Raw genomic sequence first — 24,340 nt, forward strand, 5'->3', positions numbered from 1 at the left:
GCGGGCGAATAGCGCCCGGCGATCCCGGTGTCGAGTTTGGGGGATTTGCGGGGGATCAAGCGCAGGCGCGCGATCAGCGCCGGGCGGGAGGTTCAGCCTCCCGCCCGGCAGCCCGGCAGGCCGTTATCGCGGGAGGCGCTGGCGGGTGTCGTCGAAGGGGCTCTGGACGGGCACGCCGCCATTCTTGGTGCAGGCGTACTTCATATAGGCTTCGTCGATGCTGCCCGGCGTGATCGTGCGGATCTGGTCGATCGTGGCCGAAGGCTCGGTGCCGAGCGACTTTCCGCTCTTGTCGTAGAAAGTATATTCGAGCGTCCGGAACTGCTTGGCATTGCAGTTATATTCGATCTTCACCGCGGTGAACCAGATCTGGGTATCGCCCAGCGCCTTGGAATAGCCCGAGAAGGTGGTGGCGACGATCTTGCCGCTGCTCGGGAAGATCGAAGCGGAATCGACATAGGCCGCAAGCTGTTCGTTGCCGCCGACGCGGACCCATTCCTGAGCGGCGGCAGTGGCGGGAAACATCGGCAGCGCGAGCGCGGCGGCAGCGAGAAGCAAACGCATGACATCCTCCTAAAATGGTGCGGGGGCAGCCGACCGGTCCTTCCGAGCCAGCGCCTCACGAGACGCAAGGTGCGCCGGTGGAGCAGGCGCGGTCATCCTCCATTTGGAGGATGGATCGACATGCGCCGCGTCCGGCATTGTGTATCAAATATAAAACTGTATTTGTTTTGTGGAACGACTCGCTGGGCAAGCGAGCGGCAGGAGAAGGGCGTCATGGGGTTTCCGGCAGGCATGGTGTGCGGGATTTTGGCGGGGTTGCTGGCGATCGGACCGGTCGCGGCGAGCGCGCAGACGGTCGACGCCGACGGGACGGTCCATGCCCCTGCGCGGACCTTTCCGGAGTCCACCCTGCTGAGCCCCGAAACGCGCGCGGTGCTGAACGCGCAGCGCAACCCGCCGCCCGCGCCGCCCCAGCCGCGGCCGAGCAACGCACCGGTTTCCTGTCCCTCGATGGCGGGCGCGGCGAAGGCCGACATCCCCGCAATCCGCGCCTGCGAGGCCGAAGCCTTCTACGCATCGCCCGGCTACGCGAAGCTACGCGCGCAGTTCGACGTCTCGATCACCGAGCAATTGATGGGCGGGGTGCGGACCGAAGTGGTGATGCCGCGCGGCGGGATCGCCCCGGCCAACCGGCGGCGCGTGCTGATCAACGTGCATGGCGGCGCGTTCATGGGCGGCGCGCGGACGCTGAGCCGGATCGAGTCCGTGCCGATCGCGGCGATTGGGCGGATCAAGGTCGTCAGCGTGGACTACCGGATGGGGCCGGATTTCACCTTTCCCGCGGCGAGCGAGGATGTGGCGGCGGTGTATCGCGAGCTGCTGAAAACCCATGACCCGCGCGACATCGGCATTTTCGGCTGCTCGGCGGGCGGGCTGCTGACCGCGCAGAGCGTGGCGTGGTTCCTGAAGGAGAAGCTGCCGCTGCCCGGGGCGATCGCGATGCTGTGCGAAGGCGGGGTCTATTGGACCGAAGGCGATTCCTCGCGCTTCGTGTACGATACTTCGGCGCACACGATGGCGGTGAACCCCTATTTCACCGGGGTATCGCCCAACGATCCGCTGGCCTTTCCGGCGCGGTCCCTGGAACTGCTGGCGAAGTTCCCGCCGACTTTGCTGGTGACGAGCACGCGCGATTTTGCGCTGAGTTCGACCGTCTATACCCATTCGCGGATGGTGAAGCAGGGCGTCGAAGCCGAGCTGCATGTGTGGGAAGGGCTGCCGCACGCTTTCCACATGGACCCTGACCTGCCCGAATCGCGCGAAGTCTATGACGTGGTGGTGCGCTTCTTCGACAAGCGCCTGAGGAAATAGCTCAGGCTTCGCTGGCGGGGCCGATCGCGATGTTGGCGAGGAGCGCGGCGACTTCGGCCTGGCGGGTGCAGCCGGTCTTTTCCAGCACGCGGCGAAGCTGGGAGCGAACCGTGGTGATCGCGACATTGCCGTCGGAGGCGATCTCCTCGAGCGTCTTGCCGGTTGCGATGGCGCCGGCGACGCGGGCTTCGGACGGGGTGAGATCGAACAGCGACTTGACCAGATCGCTCGACGGGCGGCGCTCGGCAGCGACCGGGGTGAGCATCAGCAGGGCATAGCTTGTGCCGAGAATGTCGTGGGCGGAGCGCTTGATCGGGATAAGATGCGCGACCATCGCCGCCTTTCCGTCAGCGTCGCGAACCGGGAAGGACCGGGTGGCCGTTTCCGCCGTGACTTCGATTGCGGCGAGCGCGCCGTGGAGCATCTCGTTGGCGCGCTTGTCGGCCAGCAGGATGCGGTTGTTCGCGCCCCAGACGATCAGATCGCCAAGATCCCGGGCGAGCGGATTGGCTTCGATCGCCGCGCCGTTTCCGTCGAGCAGGACCGCGGGAAGCGCAAGCGCGGTAAGGGCTTCGCTGGCGCCCTGCGCGCGTTGCAGGCGAAGGCGCGCGGTGACGAAGGCGCTGCGCGCGAGATGCGGGCGGAGCGAATTGAGCCAGGCGACCTGTTCGGGCTGGATCGGACCGCCGCCATATTCGCGCTCGACGCTGAACACGATATTGTCCCCGGTGGGGACCGCCAGGCCGGTACCCGCCGACCAGCCGAGGCCGCGCGGGCGGAAGAAGTCGCGATAGATCGGATTGGCGTCGAGTTCCTCCTCGGTCCAGAAATCCTGTTCGACGAAGAAGGAAGGCTCGCTGCGGCTGTAGAGGCAGACGCGGCGGCTGCACCGGGTGAACCAGCCGTCGTTGACATATTCGGCGAAGACGTCGCGGACGGTCTCCGAAGCGGTCCAGTAAAGCGACTTGCGCGCGGAGAAGAGCAGTCCGCCGCGGCTGCCGGTCATCTTCGCGACATCGTCGAGCACCTGCGGCCACAGTTCCGGGACGACGGCGCATTCGTAGATGCGGTCGATCAGTTCGGCTTCCTGGGCGGCGTTGTGCATCTATTGCCGTTCCTGCGCTGGGGTGCAGATTGGGTGGCATAATTCGGTGTGGAGGGCCAGACTCCCTCTCCCCCGAGGGGAGAGAGAATTTAACTTGTTCCCTTCTTGTTCTCACGTTACCAACGCCGCATGGCGAAGCCCCGGAAACGTTATGTCTGCCAGGCCTGCGGGTCGGTCACGTCGCAATGGGCGGGGCAGTGCGCCGATTGCGGGGACTGGAACTCGCTGGTCGAGGATGCGGGCGGGAACGTGACGCCATTTTCGGCGAAGCATAACCTGCAATCGGGCGGGCGGGCGATTTTGCTCTCCGGGCTGGACGCCGATGTGGCGCTGCCCGAGCGGATGTCGACCGGAATCGCCGAGCTGGACCGGGCGCTGGGGGGCGGGTTCGTCGAAGGGTCCGCCACGCTGATCGGCGGCGATCCGGGAATCGGCAAATCCACCCTGCTGCTGCAGGCGGCGGCCAAGGTGGCGATGCGCGGGCTGAAGGTCGCCTATGTCTCGGGCGAGGAAGCCGCGGACCAGGTGCGACTGCGCGCGCGACGGCTGGGGCTGGGCAATGCGCCGGTGCTGCTGGCGGCGGCGACTTCGGTGCGGGATATCCTGACGACGATGGGAAGCAGTTCAGAATTGGGGGGCGAGCCACCCGCGCTGCTGATCATCGACTCCATCCAGACGATGCATTCGGACCTGATCGAAGGCGCGGCGGGCACCGTCAGCCAGGTCCGCGCGGCGGCGGGCGAACTGATCCGCTTCGCCAAGGAGCGCGGGACGGCGGTGGTGCTGGTGGGCCATGTCACCAAGGACGGCAGCATCGCCGGGCCGCGCGTGATGGAGCATATGGTCGATACGGTGCTGGCGTTCGAGGGCGAGCGCAGCCACCTCTATCGCATCCTGCGTGCGGTGAAGAACCGCTTTGGCGGGACCGACGAGATCGGCGTGTTTGCGATGGAGAGCGAGGGGCTTTCGGAAGTCTCCAATCCGTCTTCGCTGTTCCTGACGTCGCGGGACGAGAGCGTGACCGGAACGATCGTGTTCCCCGCGCTGGAGGGGACGCGGCCGGTGCTGGTCGAGGTACAGGCGTTGACGGTGCGGCTGGCTTCGGGTGCCACCCCGCGCAGGGCTGTGGTGGGGTGGGACAGCTCGCGCCTGTCGATGATCCTTGCGGTGCTGGAGGCACGGTGCGGCCTCAGCTTCTCGGCCTGCGAAGTCTATCTGAACATTGCGGGCGGATACCGGGTGCAGGACCCGGCGGCGGATCTGGCGGTGGCGGCGGCTCTGGTGTCGGCGCTGAGCGAGCGGCCGCTGGCGAGCGATTGCGTCGCGTTCGGCGAGATCGCGCTGTCGGGCGAAATCCGGCCGGTGGCGCATGGGTCCTTGCGGTGCCGCGAGGCGGCGAAGCTGGGGTTCGGGCGAGCGCTGGCTCCGGCGGCGATGACGAAGGAGAAGGGGGCGCTGTCGCTGTCGGGGTTCAAGGATCTGGGGAGTTTCGTGGATCATTTGCTGGGGCGGTGAGGCCGGCGGATCATTTGCGGGGGGCTGTGGCGATGCGGGACTTGCCGACGGAGGCGGTAGCCCCAACCTTGGCGTCACTTCATCGGAGATGCCCGTGACGACCAAGCTCAAGATCGATTTTGTTTCCGACATCGCCTGTCCCTGGTGCGCGGTTGGATTGGGCGGGCTGGAACAGGCGCTCGACGCGCTGCAGGGCGAGGTCGTCGCGGATATCAGCTTCCACCCGTTCGAGTTGAACCCGGGAATGCCGGCGGGCGGGCAGAACGGCCTTGAGCATCTGAGCCAGAAATACGGCATGGCGCCGGCGCAGATCCGTGCCAATCGCGATATGATCCGCGAGCGTGCCGCGAGTGTCGGCGTGGTGATGAATTCGTCCGACGACAGCCGCATCTACAACACGTTCGATGCCCACCGCCTGCTTGCCTGGGCCAGGGAAGAAGGGCGCCAACTGGAATTGAAGCGCCGGTTGCTGGTGCTGAACTTCACTGACCAGGCCGATCCGGGCGACCATGACGCGCTGGTCGCCGCCGCGGAATCTGTCGGCCTGGTCGGCGCGGCGGCGCGCGCGGTTCTCGAATCCGGCGGCTATGCCGATCAGGTGCGGTCCGAAGAGGCACTGTGGCAGAGCCGGGGGATCAACAGCGTGCCGGCCGTGGTGGTCAACGATCGCTACCTGATCTCGGGCGGGTTGCCCCCGGAGGAATATGAGCGCCAGCTGCGCCTGATCGCGGCGAAGGAAGCCTGAGGCGCGGAATTGGGGCCTACCATTTCGCGCCGCGGCATCGCATCATGAGCGGATGAAGCAATCGACTGCCCTCAAGATCGCCGCGGGCGTGGCGGCTGCCGCGATCGGCGGCGCGTTCCTCTATTCGCGATCGACGCGGCCGCCGGTGATCAATCCCAAGGTGCCCGAGCCCGCCAAGAGCGTCGATCTGGACCGCTATCTGGGCAAATGGTTCGAATTGGCACGGCACGAGAACCGCTTCGAAAAGGGCCTCGACGCGGTGACGGCGGAATATTCGCTGGACGAGGACGGGACGATCATCGTCGCCAACAGCGGCGCTCAGGGCGGGCCGAAGGGCGAGCGGAGCTTTGTCGAGGGCCATGCGATCGTCGCGGACGAAGAGACCAATGCAAAGTTAAAGGTCTCATTCTTCGGGCCATTCTATACCGGCGACTATTGGGTGCTCGATCATGGCGACGCGTATGACTGGTCGATCGTCGGCGAGCCCGGCGGGCGCTATCTGTGGGTGCTGACGCGCGAGGCCAAGCCCGCGCCGGCGGTGACCGAAGCGATCCTGAAGCGCGTCGAGACGCTGGGATACGACCGCTGGGCGCTGCGGCTGACGCGCCACATCTGAGCGCGCGGCGCGGCTTTCGTTAACGCGCACGACACCCTATCATCGCCGCGGGGCGGAGGGATTCGACAATGGCATTCAGCGGACTCGACATCATCGTGCTGATCGCGATCGGCGGCGCGGCAATATTGGGCTTCATTCGCGGCTTCGTGACCGAGATTCTCGCGCTGGCAGTGTGGCTGGTGATCGTGCTGGCGCTCAAGCTGCTGCACACCCCGCTGGCGTCGGCGCTGTCGGGACCGGTGGGCACGGCGCAGGGCGCGGCGGTGCTGTCGTTCGCGATCCTGGCGGGCGTGACCTATTTCGGCGGGCGGCTGATCGCGAATGCCGTGGGTTCGCGGACGCGGCAGAGCTTCCTCGGCCCGGTCGATCGCGCGCTGGGGCTGGGCTTTGGCGCGCTGAAGGGGCTGGTGCTGGTCAGCATCGCCTTCCTGCTGCTGGTGCTGGTGGTCGACACCGTGCGCGGCGGCCCGGCGAAGCGGCCGGAATGGATCACCCAGTCGACGACCTATCCGCTGCTCGACGCGACGAGCGCGTTCGTGGCGGATTTCGTGGACAAGCGGCGCAAGGGCGAGCCGGTGTTCGGGGGCGATACGGACAATGCGGCTGAAGCCGAGTTCGAGAATGTGAGTTCGGGCGACTGAGCCTCAGGTCGCGAACCGGTAGGCGGGAACGGGGCCCGTCCGCTTCTCACCCTCGCGGGCTTGAAGCAAACGGGCCGATCAAGATTACCTGTCAGCCAGAGATCGCGTTCAGGATCGCCTGTTCGACAGGAGAATAGTCTCCGTCCGGCCGGCACAGAGAGACGGGCTCACGTGGCATCAAAGGCGGTTGGGCCATGAACCGCGGTGTTGTTCCACGATGCCGTTGCGCGGCGTGCACGAGAAAGGGATGGCACAAATAGACTGTGCCCGCTTTGCCCAAAGCCAGTTCCTCTCGCCGATGCGCGGAGCCGGCAAACCCATCTGCGGCAAGCTCGCGAAGGGTCAGGCCAGCGTCGCCGGCCGGCGCGAGTTGCCTGGCGATGTCGAAATGCGAGCCGACACGAATGCGGGTCGGCGCATCATCGGCACCGACATCCGAAAACAGGAACAGCATCAGCAGTGCTCGTCCCTTGCTGCTCACATTGGCGCGCCATTCCATGAAGTCCGGGTGTTCGTACCCGAAACTCACGTCGATGTGCCAACCGTCGTCGCCGGCTGCATCTTCGGAGGGGAAGCGAACCGGAAAGGTTCCCAGACTGTCACGAGGCCACCAGCGGCCAGCACCGACAAGCTGATCGAATGCCGCGTGCAGCTTCGGCGTATTCGCCGCCTCCCGGAACGGGGCCTGGCCGAATTGGTCCAGGCGTATGACTGGCCGGGTCCATGATGAACGGTCGTCGGGGGTGCAACCGGTGGCGTTCCACAGGATCGAGCGGGCCTGCTCCGCGGTATGTTCGCTAAAGGCCTCGTCGATGCGGACGAAGCCGTCTCGCACGAACGAGTCAACTTCTTCTGCGCTGAGCGCAGGATCTGATTTGTTTCGCATAAAGTCTCTCAAAAAGGCGTGGGCCATCTGGCGGCAAAGCCACCGAGTGAGCCGAAACCGGCTGGCCTAGATCAGCGGAAAGGCGGACGCACGATTGAGAGTGATGAACTTCATGCGCTCAACATAATGCGATCGGCAGTGGACGCAACATGAACGGCTGCTTCGGGGGAGGCGCGAAATCGGCCCCTTCCTTGTGCCAGGGAGGAATTTGGTCGGCCCTCTCGCCCTTCGCGTGCCGCTCGCCTACATCGGGGGGAATGAGCGCGCCTCTCTACAACGCCGAAATTCTTCGCCTTGCGGCTTCGATCCCGTTTCACGCGCGGATCGAGGGGGCGCAGGCGAGCGTCGAAAAGCGATCGCCGGTGTGCGGGAGCCGGGTGACGGTGGATGTCGATCTGGACGGCGAGGGGCGGGTGACGGAGATCGGGATGCTGGTGCGGGCGTGCGCGCTGGGTCAGGCTTCGGCGGCGTTGATGTCGGCGGCGGTGCGCGGGAAAGGCGTCGCCGAACTGGCCGAGGCGCGGGATCAACTGGCGGCGTGGCTGGCGGGCGAGCGTGAGGCGGCGCCGGACTGGCCGGGGCTGAGCCTGTTCGAACCGGCCTTGCCGCACCGGGCGCGGCATCCCTCGATCCGGCTGGCGTTCGAGGCGGTGGCGGAGGCGGCGGAACTGGCGGCGAGAGGGAAGGCGGCCTGATGGAAGATCATGGGGGGATGTCGCTGCTGAGGGACGGCGTGCCGCTGCTCGGCTTCGCGCTGGTATTCGTGCTGATCTTTCGCCGGCTGGGGCTGGGCGCGACCTTGGGCTTCCTCGTCGCCGGTGCGCTGGTGGGGCCGCATGTGCTGGGACTGGTCGGCGATGCAGAGGGCAAGCTGGGCATTGCCGAGCTGGGCATCGCGCTGCTGCTGTTCCTGGTCGGGCTGGAATTGAGCCCGAGCCGCTTGTGGCGGCTGCGCAAGGACATTTTCGGGCTGGGCCTGTTGCAGGTCGTGCTGTGCGGTCTGGCGATCTCCGGTATCGTGCTGCTGGGGACGAGCTTCTCGGTCGAAGCGGCGTTCGCGCTGGGCCTGCCGCTGGCGCTGTCGTCGACCGCGCAGGTGCTGCCGATGCTGCAATCGGCGGGACGGATGCGCACACCGTTCGGCGAGCGCGCCTTTGCGATCCTGCTGTTCCAGGACCTGTCGCTGATCCCGCTGATCACCATCACCGCCGCGATGAGCCGCAATCCGGCCGACGCGGGCGGGACGCCGGGCTGGCTGCTGGGGCTCTATACGCTGGCGGCGGTGCTGGGGCTGATCCTGGCGGGCCGCTATCTGTTGCGGCCGCTGTTCCGGCTGATCGGCAATCTGGGCGAGCGCGAGATGTTCGTGTTTGCGGGCCTCTTCACGGTGATCGCGGCGTCGGCGCTGATGGAGTGGCTGGGCGTGTCGGCGGCTTTGGGCGCGTTCGTCGCGGGCGTGATGCTGGCCGACAGCCCGTACCGGCACGAGCTGGAAGCCGATGTCGAGCCGTTCCGCTCGATCCTGCTCGGGCTGTTCTTCCTCGCGGTGGGCATGACGCTGAACCTGAACGCGATCGCCGAGCGGCCGTTCTTCGTGGCGGGCATGGCGGTTGCGCTTATCGCGGCCAAGACAGTGATCATCATGGGCATCGCCATGTTGTTCGGGATGAAGCGGCGCGCGGCGTTCGCGCTGGGCCTGTTGCTGAGCCAGGGCGGCGAATTCGGCTTCGTTCTGTTCGCGCAGGCGCAGGCGGCGTATCTGGTGACCGGCGAGGCGGCGAGCCTGTTCGGCGCGATCGTGACGCTTTCGATGGCGACCACGCCGTTCCTGATGATGCTGACGCAGAATCTGCGCGTCGATGGCGAGGCCGCGCCGGGCGAGGAGCGCGAGGGGCCGCAGCATGATGGCAGCAATGCGATCGTGGTCGGTTACGGCCGCTTCGGCCAGACGGTGGCGCAGATGCTGATGGGGCAGGGCATCCCCGTCACGCTGATCGACACCGATGTCGAGATGATCGACGTGGCCGGCGATTTCGGATCGAAGGTCTATTATGGCGACGGGACGCGGATCGACCTGTTGCGGCTGGCTGGTGCGGCGGATGCCGAACTGATCCTGTTCTGCCAGGACGGCGACAAGCTGGACACCGAAGCGATCGAGGCGATCCACCATGCCTTCCCGCAGGCGAGCATCTTCGTGCGCGCCTATGACCGGCGCAGCATCATCAAGCTGAAGGGCGCGCCGGTAACGGGGATCGTCCGCGAAGTTCTGGAAAGCGCGATCGCGATGGCGCGCAAGGCGATGGAGGCCGTCGGCGTCGATCACATGGAGATCGAGAAGACCGAAGCCGAATATCGCCGCCGGGATTCGGCACGGCTGAAGATCCAGCGCGATACCGGAGACCTGCGCGCGGCGCGCGAGACGATGTTCAGCACCGAGGCGCTGGCCGCGGCGCTGGTCGACGATATCGAGAAGACCGGGTGAGGCTGCTCGCGCTTGCCTTCGCTGCGCTGCTGGCCCCGCTGCTAACGGCGCCGGAAGCGATGGCGCAGCGGGCTTCGGCGTTCGACTATATCGACGTGGCGACGATCGGCGATGCGTGGATCGAGCGAAGCGAGGTGCTTGCCGACGATATCGTGCCCGAGCGCGAGGGCAAGAGATGCGATCTGAACCGCGGGCAGATCGAGCGGATGATCGATGCGCTGAAGCGGGCGCAGGCGCTGAAGGAGATGCGCGACGGGCTGGGTGCCGACATGGTGATCCGCTTCCGGCGCGCCGGCAGGACCGATCTGGTCGCGGTGATCGCGAGGCCGGACGAGGAAGGCGGGAAGGCGCATATCTTCTTTGGCGGGCGGCTGGCGTGGCTCGACCCGGCAGATCTGGTGCAGGTGCATGATGTGGCCGCGGACGCGGGGTGCGGTTATCCCGAGACCGGCGAATGAAGAACGGATCATTCATGCTGGCGGCGTTGGCGGGTCTGGCGGGGTGTGCCGGGCCGGCGGACGGGGAATATGGCATCACCTCGGTTTCGATGCGCTACACGCGGCCGCCAACCTATGAAGCTGCGCCGCCCGGCGATGCGCGGGTGACCATCGTCGAGACGCGCGCCTGCGAGCCGCGCGGACGCGACCGGCGCGAACTGGTGGCGGCGCTGTTGCGGACGCGTCCCGATAGCGTGCCGGACGAAAGCCAAGTATCTGCGCAGGAGCGCCATGCCGTGCGCGTCGATCTGCTGATCTCGCTGCGGACGCGCGATGGCGGCTTCAATGCCGGGATTCCGATGCGCGCGCCGGAACGGTATCCGGTGCGGATCCACCTGAACGACGGGGTCTCGTGGATCGATGCGGCGGACCTGACGATCCTGCAGGACATTGCCCGGCGCAGCGGGTGTACGGGGCGGGTACGGAGCGTGGCGAGATGATGCGGACGATGACGATCCTTGCGTGCCTGTCGGGCGCGCTGGCGGTGATTGCGGGCGCGTTCGGGGCGCATGGCGCGACGGGCGTGGCGCAGGAATGGCTGAAGACCGGGGCGCAGTACCAGATGGTGCATGCCGTCGCGGCGCTGGTGGCGTTGCGGATGGGGATGCGCTGGTCTCCCGTCATGTTCGTGGCGGGCGGGCTGGTGTTCGCGGGGACGCTGTACCTGATGGCGCTGGGGCTGCCGCGCTGGCTGGGCGCGGTGACGCCGATCGGCGGGGTGCTGCTGATCGCGGGCTGGGTGTGTCTGGCGATCGGCGCTGCGCGCGAGCGAGCTGCCTGAACCTCACCGTCGCCCGCCAGCTGGTGCTGGCGGGAGAGGTTGTGCTGGTGCTGCTGGCGGCTAGAGGGCCGTGGGTGCTCCCTCTCAGCATCGTGCCGCCGGTGCTGACCGCATTGCTGCTCTACCGCGAAAGCTCAGACCGGACGCTGGCGGCGATTCTGCTGGCGATGCTGATCGTGCCGGGGATGATGTCGCCGGAACTGTTGGCACACGCGCTGGGGACCTGCCTGCAATGAAGCGAGTCTAGCTGGCCGCCGTCACGCCGATATCGCCCTTCACCACCAGCATCGCGCTGTTGCCAGGCGCGGCCAGTGCCGATGCCGTGGGATTGATGAAATTCAGCGCGAGCGCGGGCCCCTGAGGCGGGGTGACGGCGATCGTTTCGAACATCATCAGCGGGAATCTCAGGCCGATCAGTGCGTTGCCGATGGCGATGATCAGACCCTCGGTCATCAGGTCTCCGAAGTCGAGCGACCAGGAATCGACGCCGATATCGTAGATATATTGCGTCGGGTTCACGAAGACCTGGGTCGAATCGAGGATGGTGATCGTGCCGACCGGTTGCCACGTGCCGGGCGACGGCATGGGTTCGAAGTCGATCCGCATCTGCGCATAGGCGATCCCCGACAATTCGACGCCATAAATGAAGTTGGGGAAAGGCTCCGGCGTGTGCAGCGTCACCGGCGTGATGGTGTTGAGATCGAACGCGATCAGAACGGTCGAAGGCGGGAGATCGGACCGGCCGATCGTCGCGAGCAGGCCAGTGCCGGCATCGGGAATAAGCGGGACTGAATAGTCCCAGCTGAGATTCGGATCGGGGCTGCCCGAATTCTGGGTCGCCGGGACGAGGAACGGCGCGATGATCGTGTTGAGCAGGTTCGGCCCGAAACCGACAAAGGCGCCGCCGGTCAGCCAGCTCGCGTCCGGATCCGGAAGAACAAGGGTCGACGAGGTGAGGGCGCTGAAGGCGAGGATCGCGGCGTGGCTGCCGTCGATCGCGATCGAGGTGAGCGAGAAGGCGCCGAGATTGTCGACCATCGGCGCGCCCAGCGTGAGCTGGAAGGGCTGGAGCAGCGTGTCATAGATATGGAATGCCAGCCCGCCCGATACCTGATCGGCGAGGCCCGGATAGGCGGTGAGCGCCGTGGAGCTGATCGAGTCAGCGGTGACCTGCCACGCCAGCGTCGAGCCGTTGAGCTGGACGCCGCAGGTGACGCTGACGTCGCCCGGTGCGAAGCCGGTGGTGGAGGGGATCACCAGCACCTGCGTGCCGGGTGAGCCGAGTGTTACCGCGGCCGAAGCGCTGTTGCCCGCGACCGGCTGAAGCGAAGCGATATGGGCGGTCGGTATCTGGACTATTACCGCTTCGACCTGGGCTCCGTTGATGGCGACCGTAGTGCCGAACAGGCCGGGCGAAGCGGCGGCGATCTGGCCCAGCAGGCCGTTCAGCCCGCGGTTGGTGATGCCATAGACGAAGTCCCAGGTTCCGGCCGCCGACATGCATTCTCTCCGCGCATCAGATGATCGAGCGGAGATCGTTGCATATCGGAAACGAGTTGTATTGGATCAACTCGCCATTTCGGACGGCTTATTTGGGATTCAGAATCTTTTCGATCCCGGCCGCCGTCGACGGGTGATAGCCGGCGCGGGCGGAGGCGAAGAGGTCCTTTGCGATTGCCTTGCCCCAGTCGCCCTGCTCCATCAGCCGCGTGTAGAGCGGACGGATCAGCAGGCCGCGGCCGACGCTGTGCGTGAACTCGCGCAGCGAGGGCAGCGCGGGCTCGTAGCGGTTGCCGATCGCCAGATCGAGCCAGGCCGAGCGGACATAGGCGTTGTTCGACGCCGACAGGCCGAGCGTCTCGTCGAGCTCCTTCAGGCGCGCTGCGTGAAGCTGGCGGGGCAGGCCGTTGAGGAAACGCTGCCATTCCTGCGTGCTCCAGCCCATCGGCTGGACCGCGCTGGCCGGGCCACCGGCCTTGAACGCTTCGAGCTTGGCATCGACTGCGGCCAGCGTGGTGCTGGTGACATGGACGGCATTGGCGGGGAGGCCCGCGCCATAGGCCCAGCGATCAAGCTGGAGGCGTTCCTCCAGATCCTTGTCGCCCTTGATCAGATTGGCGCGAATGTCGGCGAGGAAGCCTGCGGTGGTCTGCGGCTGGAAGGCGTGGCGGTCGAAATAGGAGCGGAGATAGGCGTCGAACCGCTCGCGGCCGACGGTGCGCTCGATCGTGCGGAGAAATACCGATCCCTTGAAATAATCGAGCTGGCCATAGGTCTCGCCCGGATTGCCATGCAGGCGGGTGGGCAGCGCATCGGGACCGCCGGCGAGGCGGATGTCGCGCTGGAGGCCGTCCCAGTCGAGATCGCTATACATCGCGGCACGCTCGGCGCCGTACAGCGCTTCCATGATGCGGTTCTCGAAATAGGTGGTGAAGCCTTCGTTGAGCCAGCTGTCCGACCAGGTCGCGTTGGTGACGAGATTGCCCGACCAGCTGTGCGCCAGCTCATGTGCGACGACATCGGTGTTCGAGCGGTCGCCGGTCAGGATGGTCGGCGTGAGGAAGGTCAGCATCGGATTTTCCATGCCGCCGTACGGGAAGGCGGGCGGCAGGACGAGCATGTCGTAGCGGCCCCAGCGATACGGGCCATAGAGCGCCTCGGCGGCGTCGATCATCTTCTCGATATCGGCGAATTCGGTCGCGGCGGCTTCGAGCATCGAGGCTTCGGTCCATACGCCCGAGCGCGGGCCGAGCGCCTTGAACTTCAGATCGCCGACCGCGAGCGCGATCAGATAGGGCGGGACGGGCTTGTCCATCTTGAAGCTGAAGCTGTGCTCGCCATTGGCAGCGGCCTTCGCCTTGCCGTCGTTGAGGCGCGCGGCGCTCATCACCGCGACGAGATTGCCGGGGACGGTAATCGTCGCGGACCAGGTCTGACGGATGCCGGGGCTGTCCTGCGTCGGAATCCAGCTGCGATTGTTGATCGGCTGACCCTGGCTGAAGAGATAGGGCTGTAGCTTGCCGGCGGTCTGCTCGGGCGCGAGCCACTGGAGCGCGCTGGCACCGGGCTTCGTCGTGTAGCGGATGATGATCCGCTTGCTGCCACCCAGCTGGATGGTGAGCGGGCTGCCCAGTTCGGGATCGTCGGCGCCGACCGTGTACTTGAGCGCGCGGCCGCGAGCGTCGGTGATCGCGGCGATAGTGAGGTCGTCGATGTCGAGAACGATCTCTTTCGCACCCTTCGCTGCGAGGATGTCGAGCGTGGCGTGGCCGGTCATCGTCTTCGCGGCGAAATCGGCGCGCAGGTTCAGATCGACATGGGTGACGCGAGCGATTTCGGGCCGGGCCCGGGTCCACACGTCCTTCGCTTCGGGCGTGGTGAGGATCGGGGCGACCTGTGCGGCAGCGGGAAGCGCGAGGAAGATCGCGGCGAGCGAGGCAATGAAGTTACGCATGGCGCCCTGCTATGCCGATGGGCGATGAACCGCAACTGACGGCTATCGGGCGACGGCATCCGGCATCGGCGCCGCGACCCTGCGGGGCGGATCCGGCTCGAGATAGACTTCGGTGCATTCGTCGCGCGCGGACTGGCCGGTGTCCCCCCGGTTCCACGCCGCGCAGACCTGATCGTCGAACGCGTCGTGCGCGAGCGTCGCTTCGCGTTCGAGCTGCGCCACCACCTTTGCCGCTTCGGTGCATTCGAGACCGGTCGCGGCCTGGCGGATGCGCCGGGCATAGTCGAGCGTGATATGGACATGCCGGGCCTCGTGCATCTCGAGCCCCCGGCGATAGCGTTTCCAGCGATCGAGCACCTCGGGCGATTGCCCGGTGCTGATGAGGCGCGGCAGCAGGACGCGGAAGTCCAGATCGGCGACCGGTGTGCCGATCCGGCATCCGCCGTCGGAAGTCGTCGTGCTGTTCCAGTCCCATTCGAGCCGCGATCGCGTGGTCGCCAGCGCGAGATCGTCGATGCCGGGCGACTCGATGAGATTGTCCTCGACCGACTGGCGGATCTCGCCCAGCGTCACGCCCGTCACATCGAATTCCTGAATCTCCACGCTACCGACATTGCGCAGCTCCGGCGGCATGGCGGGCGGACCGAACAAGGGCGCGGGCGCGGCGAGCATCGGCCAGAGCAGGCACATCCACAGCCCGCGCTTTGCGAAGCGATCGATCGTGTCGAGACGGACGGGCATGGTCCCCATGCGCAGCATGGTGGCGCAGGGGGCGGGGGATTGCCAGAAGGGACTAATCGACCGGAAGATCGACCATAGGAGAAAATGCCGGCAGGTTAGCGAGGCACGATGCAATGAGGCGCGCATCCTTGCCGCCATGGTCGCGGTAGAGCTTCCAGCAATAGGCACGAATATCGCGCGTTATGTGGGGGTGCTCGGCAACCCAAAGCTGCTCGCGGCTAAACCCTGACTTGTTTTTCGCGCCACGCTGCTCGCGATCGACCATCAGCAGAAGCACTGCGGTATGGACGGCCTCATCCTGATCGCTGGAGCAGGCTTCGTCGATTTTTCCAAAGCGGTAGCAATATAAGTAACCCGCATCACGGACTTCGCGGAAGATCCGCTTTTCATCGGTCCAATCGATCCATTTTGGGGTCGATCCCCAAAAGGATTTGCGTTGGGCCTCACGGACAATCGGGAGCGGATCCACTTCGCTTGCGCGAAACGATGGTTTGGTGATCAGGAATGCGACGACCGGAATCGCCAGAATGGCGAGAAGCAATGTCGTTTGCCGCCATCCGCCGATGCCCCGAACCCGCATAGCGCATGAGGTTAGCGCAGAGGCAGTCGCGCGCCAATGCCGGGCCGCTTCTACCGATCCAGCAATTCCCGGATCCGCGCCGCGAGGTCGGCATAGGTGAACGGCTTGGGCAGCAGTTCCACCCCCGGATCGAGCCGGCCGTGGTGGACGATCGAGTTGCGGGCATAGCCGGTCGTATAGAGGACTTTCAGGCCGGGCCGGCGGGACTGGGCCTGCGCTGCGAGCTGGGCGCCGGTCATGCCGGCGGGCAGGACGACGTCGGTGAACAGCAGGTCGATCTGACCGGCCTGATCGAGCGCGGCGAGCGCGGCGGGGCCGTCTCCGGCTTCGATCACGCGGTAGCCGAGTTCGCGCAGCACCTCGACCGTGAAGGCCCGGACGTTCTCGTCATCCTCGCACACCAGGATCGTTTCACCCTGACCTTCAGAGACGGGGTGATCGGCAGCGGTTTCCTCCGGCTCGGCATCGGGGCCGAAATAGCGTGGGAGATAGAGCTTCACCGTCGTGCCGTGGCCGGGCTCGGAATAGAGGCCGACATGGCCGCCGGACTGCTTGATGAAGCCATAGACCATCGACAGGCCGAGACCGGTGCCGCGGCCGACTTCCTTGGTGGTGAAGAAAGGCTCGAAGGCGTGGGCGATCGTGTCTTCTTCCATCCCCTCGCCGGTGTCGGAGATGCAGATGACGACATATTGGCCGGGCGTGACCTCGACGTCGCGTTCGACATAATGTTTGTCGAGATGGGTGTTGGCGGTCTCGATGGTGAGCTTGCCGCCGTCCGGCATCGCGTCGCGGGCGTTGATCGCGAGATTGATGATCGCGTTTTCGAGCTGGTTGGGATCGGCCTCGACCGGCCAGACGCGACCGGTGCGCACCGTCTCCACCTCGATCGTCTCGCCCAGCGTGCGGGCCAGCATGTCGGACATGCCGGCGATCAGCTTGTCGGGATCGATGCGGCGCGGGGCGAGCGGCTGGCGGCGCGCGAAGGCGAGCAGGCGCTGGGTGAGGGTGGCGGCGCGCTCGGCGCCGTTCATCGCCGCCTGCGCGGCGCGGGCGAGGCGCGGATGCCCGTCGGGCAGGTTTCGTATCAATATGTCGAGATTGCCGGTGACGACCTGCAGCAGATTGTTGAAATCATGCGCGACGCCGCCGGTGAGCTGGCCGACCGTTTCCATTTTCTGCGACTGGCGCAGCGCTTCCTCGGTTTCGCGCAGCGTCGCGGCAGCTTCGCGTTCGGCGGTGATGTCGCGGGCGACGCAGTACATCAGCTCGCCTTCGGGCACCGCGGTCCAGCTGAACCAGCGATAGTCGCCGTCCTTTGCGCGGAAGCGGTTCTCGAAGCGCAGCGTGGCTTCGCCCGAGGCGATATGCGCGACTTCCTCGCGGGTGCGTTCGCGGTCCTCCGGATGCTCGATCCATTCGGAGGTGCGTCCGGTCAGTTCGTCGAGTTCCCAGCCGAGGATATTGGTCCATGCGGGGCTGGCGTGGAGCCAAATGCCGTCCTGGCTGGCGATCATGAAGGGATCGCGGGCGAGGTTCCACAGCCGGTTGCGGTCGGCCAGCGCCTGCCGTTCGGAAAGTACGCGCGCCGTTGTCTCGCTGACGATGCACAGCACGCCGCCGACCGATCCGTCGTCGTCGAACACCGGCGAGTAGCTGATGTCGAAGAATACTTCCTCGCCGCGGCCGCCGTCGCGCTCGATGTAAAAGGGGCGGTCCTTGGCGTGATAGGTTTCGCCGGTGTCGCGCACGCCCTGAAGCAGCGGGCCGAGATCGTCCCACAGCTCACCCCACCAGATCTTCGCCGACTGGCCAAGCGCGCGCGGGTGCTTGTCACCGATCGTGGGAGCGTATTCGTCGTTGTAGAGGGCGCAATATTCGGGACCCCAGAACATCACGATCTCGGCGCGTGAGGGCAGGATCATGCGAACGGCAGAGCACAGCGCGCTCGACCAGCCCGAAGGCGGGCCGAGCGGGGAATTGCCGTCCAGTTGCGAAATCAATCCGCCGAGCTCGCCCATTCTTGCGAGCGAAGCCAGATCAGTCCCCCGTTCAGCGATCAAGGCCGTCCCTTCCATTCGATCCGGCTAAACGCGGAGATCGGACAGAGGTTCATCCCGATGTGGCCGGAAGCGGGACGGCGTCCCGAAACGGCTCAGGCCCGCGGCTGGGTGTCCAGGAAAGCAGCGACGTCGGCGAGATCGACCGACTTGTCGAGGAAGGTCTGGCCGATGCCATGTGCGAGCAGGAAGGGCAGGGTGCCGGCGTCCATCTTCTTGTCGTGGAGCATATGATCGACCAGCGTTTCGCCGCTGGCCGAGATACCGGCCGAAGCGAGCCCGTTGGGCAGACCGATCGCGCCGAGATGAGCGACGACCCGTTCCGCGTCCTGCCCCGGGCAGAGGCCGAGCCGGGCGGAATAGGCGAAGGCCAGCGCCATACCGGCTGCGACGCCTTCGCCGTGAAGCAGCTTGTCGGAGAAGCCGGTTTCGGCCTCGAGCGCATGGCCGAAGGTGTGGCCCAGATTGAGCAAAGCGCGCTTGCCGGTGGTCTCGCGTTCGTCCTCCGCCACGATGCGGGCCTTGGCGGCGACCGAATGGGCGATGGCGTGGACGCGGGCATCCGGGTCTCCGGCAAGGAGCGCGGGCGCGTTGGCTTCGCACCATTCGAAGAAGGCGAAATCGTCGATCAGGCCGTATTTCACGACTTCGGCATAGCCGGCGCGCTGTTCGCGCAGGGGCAGCGTGTCGAGCACGGCGGGATCGATCAGGACCATCGCCGGCTGATGGAACGCGCCGACGAGGTTTTTTCCTGCGCGCGAATTGATCGCGGTCTTGCCACCGACCGAACTGTCGACCTGGGCGAGCAAGGTGGTGGGGATCTGGACGAAGCCGCAACCGCGCTTGAGGATCGAGGTGGCGAAGCCGACCAGATCGCCGATCACGCCGCCGCCGAGCGCGATGACGTGATCGCCGCGTTCGATGCCGAGTTCCAGCAGGCGATCGGTGAGCGATTCGAGCTGGGCCCAGCTCTTGGTGCCTTCGCCCGGAGGCAGGACGATCGCTTCGCTGGCGACTCCCGCCGCAGTCAGCGACGCCTGCAGCGTTTCGAGATGGGGCAGGACGTTGCCGTCGGTGACGATCGCCATCGTCCGGCCGCGCGAGAGCGGCGCGACGAAATCGGCGGCGCGGGCGAGCAGCCCCGCTTCGATATGGATATCGTAGCTGCGCGCGCCGAGCGCGACCTTTACCAGTGTCACGCTTCGATGGCTTTCAGGATGGCGTTGACGGTGGCGTCGTGCGGGGCGGCGACGCTCTGCACGCGGATGGGGGCCATCGCGTAGAAGGGATTGCGGATCGCGGCGAGCTCGGTGAGCGTCACTTCGGGATCCTTGCCGCGCAGCAGTGGACGCGTGTCGCGGCGGCGGACCCGGTCCGCGAGTATGGCGGGTTCGGCGTCGAGCCACACGGCGATCGCCTGTTCGAGGATCAGCTCGCGGGTCTGGTCCTGGATGAAGGCGCCGCCGCCGGTGGCGATCACCTTGGGCGTGCCGTCGACCAGCCGGCCGATCACGCGGCGCTCCCCGTCGCGAAAATAGGCCTCGCCATAGCGATCGAAGATGTCGGAGATGGTCATGCCCGCCGCGGTTTCGATCTCCGCATCGGCATCGACGAAGGGCAGATTGAGCTTTTGCGCGAGCCGGCGGCCGACCGTGGTCTTGCCCGCACCCATCAGCCCGACGAGCACGATCGGCTTGCCGTTCCAATGATGCTCGCTGTGGTGCATTTGTAACATCTCCCGGGGGGCTATACAGCGAGGGTCCCGCTCGGGCAAAAGGCCGCGCGAATAGTCTTCATTGCAGGCCCGAGAGTTTATCCATGCCCCGTTCGATAGTCGTGCTGATCGTGGTGCTGGTCGTGTTGATCGCGGGGTTGTTCCTCCTCGCGAGCCGCGATTCGGCCAAGGAACCCACACGCGTCGAGAAGGTGGTCCCGCTTGAAAACCTCGCCAACTAGGCTCGTCATCGTTGCGGGGCTGATGGCCGGGGCGGCGATTGCCGCGCTGGCGCCGGTCGGCGCGCAGGATACGCCCGAATCGCTGCTGCCGCCGGGATTCGACAATCCCGCGCCTGCACCCGCGCCGCCGCCCACCCGCCCGGCGGACAGCGGACGCCCGTCCGCGCCGTCGACGACGACCTCTACGACCGAATCGCCGTCGGGCGATGCGCCGATCGGCAATTCGACCGTTGCGGCGGGGCCGGTCGCGCCGGTCGATCTCTCGCGCTACGAACTCCCCGATTACGCCAAGCGCACCCTCGACCGGGTGGGCGTGACCGCATGGGGCAACCGCTCGTTCCCGGCGGATGCGTTTGGCCATACCGATGGCCATGCGCTGATGACGCTGATGCAGCGGCTGGATGCGCCGGTCGCGTCGCGCTGGGTCTCGATCGCGCTGCGCCGCGCGCTGCAATCGCCGATCGATACGCCGAAGGGACTCAACGGCGCGGACTTCGCCGCCGAACGGAGCTGGCTGCTGCTGCGCATGGGCGAATCCAACGCCGCGCGCGCGGTGGTCCAGGAAGTCGATACCGAGAATTACACGCCGAAACTGTATCGCGTCGCGCTGCAATCGGCGCTGGCGGCGGGGGATCCGGGCATGGTGTGCCCGATCGCCGATGCGGCGGCCGGGATGCTGCCCGAGCGCGGCTGGAAGATGGCGCAGGCCTGGTGCGCCGGGCTGGGCGGCGAGCCGAACAAGGCGCAGCAATTGCTGTCGCGGGCGCGCGGCCGCTCGGGCGAAGGCGATATCGACAATCTGCTTGGCGAGAAGGTCGTCGGCACCGGTGCGGGCGGCCGTGGCGCGGTGACCATCGAATGGGGCAGCGTGACCCGGCTCAACGCGTGGCGCTGGGGACTGGCGACCGCGACCGGGGAGACGATCCCCGAGGAACTCTATGCGACGGTCGGGCCGCAGGTGCGCTACTGGGCGGCGCTGTCGCCGCATCTGACCTCGCAGGCGCGGTTGCGCTGGGCCGAACTGGCGGCGGCGCAGGGCGTCTTCTCCACCGCCGGACTGGTCTCGCTCTATGGCGAGATCGAGCAGGAGGAAGAGGCTGCGAGCGCTTCGGTGGCGGCGGCGCGCGATCTGCGCACGGCCTATACCGGCGCGGACGCGGCGGCGCGGATCACCGCGCTCAAGACCCTGTGGAACGGCCCCGAATCGCAGCGCGAACGCTATGCGCGGCTGATCCTGACGGCGCGGGCGGCGTCGGCGATCCCGGCGAATGCCGAACTGGCCGAGGATGCCGACCAGCTGGTCGCATCGATGCTGACCGGCGGGCTGGTCGCGCCCGCGCTCAACTGGCGCGGCGTGGTCAAGAAGGGCGGCGAAGGCTGGATGCTGCTGGCGCTGGCCGATCCGGCGGGCGCGGTGGTCAGCTCGGCTGATTTCGACACCTATCGCGGCGCATCGAGCCGGCGGCATTCGCAGCTGGCGCTGGCCGGGCTGGCCGGGCTGGGCCTGTTTTCCGAAGGCGATGTGCGGCGTCACGCACAGGCGCTGGAAGTGCAGGTCGGCGGCGTGAACAACTGGACGCGGGCGATCGATCGCGCGGCGCGGGCAGGGGATTCCGGCACGGTGGCGCTGCTCGCCGCGACGGGGATGCAGTCGCGCGGCTGGTCGTCGGTGAGCCCCGAGGCGCTGTTCCATATCATCGCGGCGTTTCGCGCGACCGGGATGCAGGATTATGCGCGGATGATCGCCGTCGAGGCGATCACGCGAGCTTGAGCGTGGGGGCTTGAGCCGCTCCGACGATCGGGCGCTGATCGAGCGCTTTCTGGAAATGATGACGGCTGAGGCGGGCGCGGCGGGAAATACCGTCGTGGCCTATGGCACCGATCTGCGGCTGGCGTCCGAGGCTCTGGACGGGGGACTGGGCGACGCGGGCGCGGCCGAACTGGAAAAGCTGGGCGCGGCGTGGAGCGAGCTGTCGCGGGCGACGGTGGCGCGCAAATCGGCGGCGCTTCGGCGTTTCTTCGCCTTTCTGGCGGACGAAGGGCTGCGCAAGGACGATCCGGGCGCGGCCTTGCCCCGGCCGGGATCGGGGCGCTCGCTGCCCAAGGTGCTGAGCGTTGGCGATGTCGACAAATTGTTCGAAGCGGTGGCCGAACGGATCGCGCGGGTCCCGGCCGATCCGCTGGACCTGAGGCTCGCGGCGCTGATCGAGCTGCTTTACGGATCGGGGCTGCGTGCGACCGAGCTGGTGAGCCTGCCGCGTAACGCGATCCACCCCGACCGGCCGTTCCTGATCCTGAAGGGCAAGGGCGGGCGCGAACGTCTGGTGCCGATCAGCGATCGCGCGCGGGCGGCAGTGGCGCTGTGGCGCGAGCATGTCGATGCGGCGCGGCCCTGGCTTTTCCCCTCGGGCAAGGCGCATCTTTCGCGCATCCGGCTGTACCAGATGCTGAAGGCGCTCGCGGCGGCGGCGGGCATCCCGCCGGATCGGGTGAGCCCGCACGTGTTGCGCCACGCCTTTGCGACGCATCTGCTGGAAGGCGGCGCCGATCTGCGCGCATTGCAGACCATGCTGGGCCATGCCGATATCGCGACGACGGAGATTTACACCCATGTCGACAGCCGGAGACTCGTCGATCTGGTGAACCAGAGGCATCCTTTGGGTGAAGCGCTCGTTGACGCGAAGCCCCGCCACGCTTAACCGACCGGACCAATGGCCAGCTTCCTAGACTTCGAAAAGCCGATCGCCGAGCTTCAGGCCCGGATCGACGAACTTCGCGATACCGCCGCGGGCGGCGAGCATGATCTCGAAACCGAGATTGCGCCGCTGCAGGCAAAATCGGACAAGTTCCTGCGCGAAGTCTATTCGAAGCTGACGCCGTGGCAGAAGACGCAGGTGGCCCGCCATCCGGAGCGGCCGCATTTCAAGCATTATGTCGCGGCGCTGATCGACGATTTCATGCCGTTGGGCGGCGATCGCGCCTTTGCCGACGATCAGGCGATCATCGGCGGGCTGGGGCGCTTCCGCGGCCGCCGCGTGATGGTGATCGGCCATGAGAAGGGCGACGACACCGCGAGCCGCCTCAAGCATAATTTCGGCATGGGCAAGCCCGAAGGCTATCGCAAGGCGATCCGCCTGATGCAGCTGGCGGACCGGTTCGGCATCCCCGTGATCACGCTGGTCGACACGTCGGGTGCGTTCCCGGGCATTCAGGCCGAAGAGCGCGGTCAGGCCGAAGCGATTGCGCGTTCAACCGAACAGTGCCTCAACCTCGGCGTGCCGCTGGTCGCGGCGGTGCTCGGCGAGGGCGGCTCGGGTGGCGCGGTGGCGCTGGCAGCCGGCAATGTGGTGCTGATGATGGAGCACGCGGTCTATTCGGTGATCTCGCCCGAAGGCTGTGCGTCGATCCTGTGGCGCACCGCCGACAAGGCCGCCGATGCGGCCGAAGCGATGAAGGTGACCGCGCAGCATCTGAAGGAGCTGGGCGTGATCGACACGATCGTGCCCGAGCCGCTGGGCGGAGCGCATCGCGATGCCGACACGGCGATCGCTGCGCTGGGCGATGCGATCGCGGCGGCGCTGGACGGGATGGAGGGGCAGGCTCCCGAAGTCCTCCGCCAGACACGGCGCGCGAAATTCCTGGCGATGGGCCGGATCTGACCTGATTTCCCATACGTAACCAAAAAGGGTGGCGGAGCAGATGCATCGCCACCCTTTTCGTTTGCGTGAGGGCGAGCGTTTATGACGCCTTCATGTTCGAGCTGACATTGCCGAAGGTCTTCTTCAGCTGATTGCCCAGGCCCTGCATGGCGGCGATGGCGGCGACGGCGATCAGCGCGGCGATAAGGCCATATTCGATCGCGGTGGCGGCGCGCGTTTCGCGCATTCGCTTGATAAACTTCAGCATGGTTCCGATCCCCCAGAAAACGCAAAATTGATCTAAAGCAATTGCTTGCAGGTCAATTCTAAGGCTTCATAGTTGATGAACCATTGACGCGAAAAGGGCGGCGAAACCGAAGTCTCGCCGCCCGATCCGGAATTCAGTTCGAATTGAAGGCTTACGAAGCCTTCATGTTCGACGAAACGTTGCCGAAGGTCTTGTTGAGCTGGTTGCCCAGGCCCTGCATGGCAGCGATCGCGGCGACGGCGATCAGAGCGGCGATCAGGCCGTACTCGATTGCGGTGGCGCCCTTGGAGTTCTTCAGGAAGTTGCGAATCTTGGTCATAACGGTCTCCGTGGTTCAGTTGGAATGCTTCATTCACCCGACCGTCGCGGAAGACCGTGACGGCAACTCGGAACCTAGAGAGCGGAGGTAAAGAAACCTCTAAATCGAGAAGTTACGAAAGCGTAACTTTCTAGGGGAATCTACCTACGAGAAGGAGCTTCCGGGCGGAATCCGGACGCGG

27 protein-coding genes are annotated in these 24,340 nt (G+C 66.3%); 15 read left to right on the top strand and 12 right to left on the bottom strand.

What is annotated here, in order from left to right:
- Positions 1–123 precede the first annotated feature (123 nt).
- The gene (locus tag HHL13_RS01320; protein ID WP_169553981.1) at positions 124–564 is read right to left on the bottom strand and encodes a surface-adhesin E family protein; all 441 of its coding nucleotides are present in this window, start codon (positions 562–564) and stop codon (positions 124–126) included.
- A 213-nt stretch (positions 565–777) separates the two neighbouring features.
- Here HHL13_RS01320 and HHL13_RS01325 point away from each other — a divergent pair, with 213 nt between their 5' ends.
- Positions 778–1,875, top strand: a complete 1,098-nt coding sequence (locus HHL13_RS01325; RefSeq protein ID WP_169553982.1) for an alpha/beta hydrolase — start codon at positions 778–780, stop codon at positions 1,873–1,875.
- 1 nt (position 1,876) lies between these two features.
- On the opposite strand, the gene HHL13_RS01330 is transcribed toward HHL13_RS01325, so the two are convergent.
- Positions 1,877–2,980: a helix-turn-helix transcriptional regulator gene (locus HHL13_RS01330; RefSeq protein WP_169553983.1), complete on the bottom strand. Its 1,104-nt coding sequence runs from the start codon at positions 2,978–2,980 to the stop codon at positions 1,877–1,879.
- 129 nt (positions 2,981–3,109) lie between these two features.
- Between HHL13_RS01330 and radA the strand changes: the two genes are divergently transcribed.
- The 4 genes from radA (at position 3,110) to HHL13_RS01350 (ending at position 6,497) form a co-directional block, all read left to right on the top strand.
- Complete coding sequence (radA, locus tag HHL13_RS01335; RefSeq protein WP_169553984.1) at positions 3,110–4,495, top strand: DNA repair protein RadA; 1,386 nt, start codon at positions 3,110–3,112, stop codon at positions 4,493–4,495.
- 88 nt (positions 4,496–4,583) lie between these two features.
- A complete protein-coding gene (locus HHL13_RS01340) occupies positions 4,584–5,240 on the top strand; it encodes a DsbA family oxidoreductase (RefSeq protein WP_206376815.1) in 657 nt (218 codons plus the stop codon).
- A gap of 52 nt (positions 5,241–5,292) precedes the next feature.
- Positions 5,293–5,856: a lipocalin family protein gene (locus HHL13_RS01345; RefSeq protein WP_169553986.1), complete on the top strand. Its 564-nt coding sequence runs from the start codon at positions 5,293–5,295 to the stop codon at positions 5,854–5,856.
- A 68-nt stretch (positions 5,857–5,924) separates the two neighbouring features.
- A complete protein-coding gene (locus HHL13_RS01350; protein ID WP_169553987.1) occupies positions 5,925–6,497 on the top strand; it encodes a CvpA family protein in 573 nt (190 codons plus the stop codon).
- A 91-nt stretch (positions 6,498–6,588) separates the two neighbouring features.
- Here the strand turns inward: HHL13_RS01350 and HHL13_RS01355 are convergent, their stop codons facing one another.
- Complete coding sequence (locus HHL13_RS01355) at positions 6,589–7,410, bottom strand: phytanoyl-CoA dioxygenase family protein (RefSeq protein ID WP_206376816.1); 822 nt, start codon at positions 7,408–7,410, stop codon at positions 6,589–6,591.
- A 230-nt stretch (positions 7,411–7,640) separates the two neighbouring features.
- Here HHL13_RS01355 and HHL13_RS01360 point away from each other — a divergent pair, with 230 nt between their 5' ends.
- The 6 genes from HHL13_RS01360 to HHL13_RS01385 are packed head-to-tail and all read left to right on the top strand — an operon-like array spanning position 7,641 to position 11,379.
- On the top strand, positions 7,641–8,078 hold the full coding sequence (locus HHL13_RS01360; protein ID WP_169553988.1) for an iron-sulfur cluster assembly scaffold protein: 438 nt from the start codon (positions 7,641–7,643) through the stop codon (positions 8,076–8,078).
- Positions 8,078–9,865: a cation:proton antiporter gene (locus HHL13_RS01365; protein ID WP_169553989.1), complete on the top strand. Its 1,788-nt coding sequence runs from the start codon at positions 8,078–8,080 to the stop codon at positions 9,863–9,865. The genes HHL13_RS01360 and HHL13_RS01365 overlap by 1 nt, the downstream gene beginning before the upstream one ends.
- Entirely contained in the window at positions 9,862–10,323 is a 462-nt protein-coding gene (locus tag HHL13_RS01370) for a hypothetical protein (protein WP_169553990.1), read from the top strand. The genes HHL13_RS01365 and HHL13_RS01370 overlap by 4 nt, the downstream gene beginning before the upstream one ends.
- Positions 10,320–10,802: a hypothetical protein gene (locus HHL13_RS01375; protein ID WP_169553991.1), complete on the top strand. Its 483-nt coding sequence runs from the start codon at positions 10,320–10,322 to the stop codon at positions 10,800–10,802. Before HHL13_RS01370 ends, HHL13_RS01375 begins: the two co-directional genes overlap by 4 nt.
- Positions 10,802–11,143 (top strand): DUF423 domain-containing protein, encoded by a 342-nt coding sequence (locus HHL13_RS01380; protein WP_169556710.1) that lies wholly within the window; start codon positions 10,802–10,804, stop codon positions 11,141–11,143. Before HHL13_RS01375 ends, HHL13_RS01380 begins: the two co-directional genes overlap by 1 nt.
- Positions 11,104–11,379, top strand: a complete 276-nt coding sequence (locus HHL13_RS01385; RefSeq protein ID WP_169553992.1) for a hypothetical protein — start codon at positions 11,104–11,106, stop codon at positions 11,377–11,379. Before HHL13_RS01380 ends, HHL13_RS01385 begins: the two co-directional genes overlap by 40 nt.
- A 7-nt stretch (positions 11,380–11,386) precedes the next feature.
- Here the strand turns inward: HHL13_RS01385 and HHL13_RS01390 are convergent, their stop codons facing one another.
- The 7 genes from HHL13_RS01390 to HHL13_RS01420 form a co-directional block, all read right to left on the bottom strand.
- Positions 11,387–12,643: a hypothetical protein gene (locus HHL13_RS01390; protein ID WP_169553993.1), complete on the bottom strand. Its 1,257-nt coding sequence runs from the start codon at positions 12,641–12,643 to the stop codon at positions 11,387–11,389.
- Between the two features lie 88 nt (positions 12,644–12,731).
- A complete protein-coding gene (locus tag HHL13_RS01395; protein WP_169553994.1) occupies positions 12,732–14,597 on the bottom strand; it encodes a M1 family metallopeptidase in 1,866 nt (621 codons plus the stop codon).
- Positions 14,598–14,639: 42 nt separating this feature from the next.
- On the bottom strand, positions 14,640–15,347 hold the full coding sequence (locus HHL13_RS01400) for a DUF922 domain-containing protein (protein WP_169553995.1): 708 nt from the start codon (positions 15,345–15,347) through the stop codon (positions 14,640–14,642).
- Between the two features lie 43 nt (positions 15,348–15,390).
- Complete coding sequence (locus tag HHL13_RS01405; protein WP_169553996.1) at positions 15,391–15,918, bottom strand: hypothetical protein; 528 nt, start codon at positions 15,916–15,918, stop codon at positions 15,391–15,393.
- Positions 15,919–15,968: 50 nt separating this feature from the next.
- On the bottom strand, positions 15,969–17,939 hold the full coding sequence (locus HHL13_RS01410) for an ATP-binding protein (protein WP_240953589.1): 1,971 nt from the start codon (positions 17,937–17,939) through the stop codon (positions 15,969–15,971).
- A gap of 134 nt (positions 17,940–18,073) precedes the next feature.
- Positions 18,074–19,177: a 3-dehydroquinate synthase gene (gene aroB / locus HHL13_RS01415; protein ID WP_169553998.1), complete on the bottom strand. Its 1,104-nt coding sequence runs from the start codon at positions 19,175–19,177 to the stop codon at positions 18,074–18,076.
- A complete protein-coding gene (locus HHL13_RS01420) occupies positions 19,174–19,713 on the bottom strand; it encodes a shikimate kinase (protein WP_169553999.1) in 540 nt (179 codons plus the stop codon). Before HHL13_RS01420 ends, aroB begins: the two co-directional genes overlap by 4 nt.
- A gap of 83 nt (positions 19,714–19,796) precedes the next feature.
- On the opposite strand from HHL13_RS01420, the gene HHL13_RS01425 reads away from it, so the two are divergent.
- Genes HHL13_RS01425 through HHL13_RS01440 form a run of 4 tightly spaced genes read left to right on the top strand, consistent with a single transcriptional unit; the run spans position 19,797 to position 23,593 of the window.
- On the top strand, positions 19,797–19,934 hold the full coding sequence (locus HHL13_RS01425) for a hypothetical protein (protein ID WP_169554000.1): 138 nt from the start codon (positions 19,797–19,799) through the stop codon (positions 19,932–19,934).
- The gene (locus HHL13_RS01430; protein WP_240953590.1) at positions 19,915–21,705 is read left to right on the top strand and encodes a hypothetical protein; all 1,791 of its coding nucleotides are present in this window, start codon (positions 19,915–19,917) and stop codon (positions 21,703–21,705) included. Before HHL13_RS01425 ends, HHL13_RS01430 begins: the two co-directional genes overlap by 20 nt.
- Positions 21,706–21,715: 10 nt before the next feature.
- Positions 21,716–22,633 (top strand): tyrosine-type recombinase/integrase, encoded by a 918-nt coding sequence (locus HHL13_RS01435; RefSeq protein ID WP_277346981.1) that lies wholly within the window; start codon positions 21,716–21,718, stop codon positions 22,631–22,633.
- Positions 22,634–22,645: 12 nt separating this feature from the next.
- A complete protein-coding gene (locus tag HHL13_RS01440) occupies positions 22,646–23,593 on the top strand; it encodes an acetyl-CoA carboxylase carboxyltransferase subunit alpha (protein WP_169554001.1) in 948 nt (315 codons plus the stop codon).
- A gap of 79 nt (positions 23,594–23,672) precedes the next feature.
- Here HHL13_RS01440 and HHL13_RS01445 read toward each other — a convergent pair whose 3' ends face one another.
- On the bottom strand, positions 23,673–23,840 hold the full coding sequence (locus HHL13_RS01445; RefSeq protein WP_169554002.1) for a Flp family type IVb pilin: 168 nt from the start codon (positions 23,838–23,840) through the stop codon (positions 23,673–23,675).
- Positions 23,841–23,991: 151 nt separating this feature from the next.
- Positions 23,992–24,159: a Flp family type IVb pilin gene (locus tag HHL13_RS01450; RefSeq protein ID WP_169554003.1), complete on the bottom strand. Its 168-nt coding sequence runs from the start codon at positions 24,157–24,159 to the stop codon at positions 23,992–23,994.
- Between the last annotated feature and the right edge of the window lie 181 nt (positions 24,160–24,340).

The sequence above is a fragment of the Sphingomonas sp. G-3-2-10 genome, from assembly GCF_012927115.1.
In the GTDB taxonomy this organism is placed as follows: Bacteria; Pseudomonadota; Alphaproteobacteria; order Sphingomonadales; family Sphingomonadaceae; genus Sphingomonas.

Bases quoted from the DNA above. Each gene is read 5' to 3' on its own strand.
- HHL13_RS01320 (WP_169553981.1), bottom strand. From the start codon at position 564: ATGCGTTTGCTTCTCGCTGCCGCCGCGCTCGCGCTGCCGATGTTTCCC.
- HHL13_RS01325 (WP_169553982.1), top strand. From the start codon at position 778: ATGGGGTTTCCGGCAGGCATGGTGTGCGGGATTTTGGCGGGGTTGCTG.
- HHL13_RS01330 (WP_169553983.1), bottom strand. From the start codon at position 2,980: ATGCACAACGCCGCCCAGGAAGCCGAACTGATCGACCGCATCTACGAA.
- radA (WP_169553984.1), top strand. From the start codon at position 3,110: ATGGCGAAGCCCCGGAAACGTTATGTCTGCCAGGCCTGCGGGTCGGTC.
- HHL13_RS01340 (WP_206376815.1), top strand. From the start codon at position 4,584: ATGCCCGTGACGACCAAGCTCAAGATCGATTTTGTTTCCGACATCGCC.
- HHL13_RS01345 (WP_169553986.1), top strand. From the start codon at position 5,293: ATGAAGCAATCGACTGCCCTCAAGATCGCCGCGGGCGTGGCGGCTGCC.
- HHL13_RS01350 (WP_169553987.1), top strand. From the start codon at position 5,925: ATGGCATTCAGCGGACTCGACATCATCGTGCTGATCGCGATCGGCGGC.
- HHL13_RS01355 (WP_206376816.1), bottom strand. From the start codon at position 7,410: ATGGCCCACGCCTTTTTGAGAGACTTTATGCGAAACAAATCAGATCCT.
- HHL13_RS01360 (WP_169553988.1), top strand. From the start codon at position 7,641: ATGAGCGCGCCTCTCTACAACGCCGAAATTCTTCGCCTTGCGGCTTCG.
- HHL13_RS01365 (WP_169553989.1), top strand. From the start codon at position 8,078: ATGGAAGATCATGGGGGGATGTCGCTGCTGAGGGACGGCGTGCCGCTG.
- HHL13_RS01375 (WP_169553991.1), top strand. From the start codon at position 10,320: ATGAAGAACGGATCATTCATGCTGGCGGCGTTGGCGGGTCTGGCGGGG.
- HHL13_RS01380 (WP_169556710.1), top strand. From the start codon at position 10,802: ATGCGGACGATGACGATCCTTGCGTGCCTGTCGGGCGCGCTGGCGGTG.
- HHL13_RS01390 (WP_169553993.1), bottom strand. From the start codon at position 12,643: ATGTCGGCGGCCGGAACCTGGGACTTCGTCTATGGCATCACCAACCGC.
- HHL13_RS01395 (WP_169553994.1), bottom strand. From the start codon at position 14,597: ATGCGTAACTTCATTGCCTCGCTCGCCGCGATCTTCCTCGCGCTTCCC.
- HHL13_RS01400 (WP_169553995.1), bottom strand. From the start codon at position 15,347: ATGGGGACCATGCCCGTCCGTCTCGACACGATCGATCGCTTCGCAAAG.
- HHL13_RS01405 (WP_169553996.1), bottom strand. From the start codon at position 15,918: ATGCGGGTTCGGGGCATCGGCGGATGGCGGCAAACGACATTGCTTCTC.
- HHL13_RS01410 (WP_240953589.1), bottom strand. From the start codon at position 17,939: ATGGGCGAGCTCGGCGGATTGATTTCGCAACTGGACGGCAATTCCCCG.
- HHL13_RS01420 (WP_169553999.1), bottom strand. From the start codon at position 19,713: ATGTTACAAATGCACCACAGCGAGCATCATTGGAACGGCAAGCCGATC.
- HHL13_RS01425 (WP_169554000.1), top strand. From the start codon at position 19,797: ATGCCCCGTTCGATAGTCGTGCTGATCGTGGTGCTGGTCGTGTTGATC.
- HHL13_RS01440 (WP_169554001.1), top strand. From the start codon at position 22,646: ATGGCCAGCTTCCTAGACTTCGAAAAGCCGATCGCCGAGCTTCAGGCC.
- HHL13_RS01445 (WP_169554002.1), bottom strand. From the start codon at position 23,840: ATGCTGAAGTTTATCAAGCGAATGCGCGAAACGCGCGCCGCCACCGCG.
- HHL13_RS01450 (WP_169554003.1), bottom strand. From the start codon at position 24,159: ATGACCAAGATTCGCAACTTCCTGAAGAACTCCAAGGGCGCCACCGCA.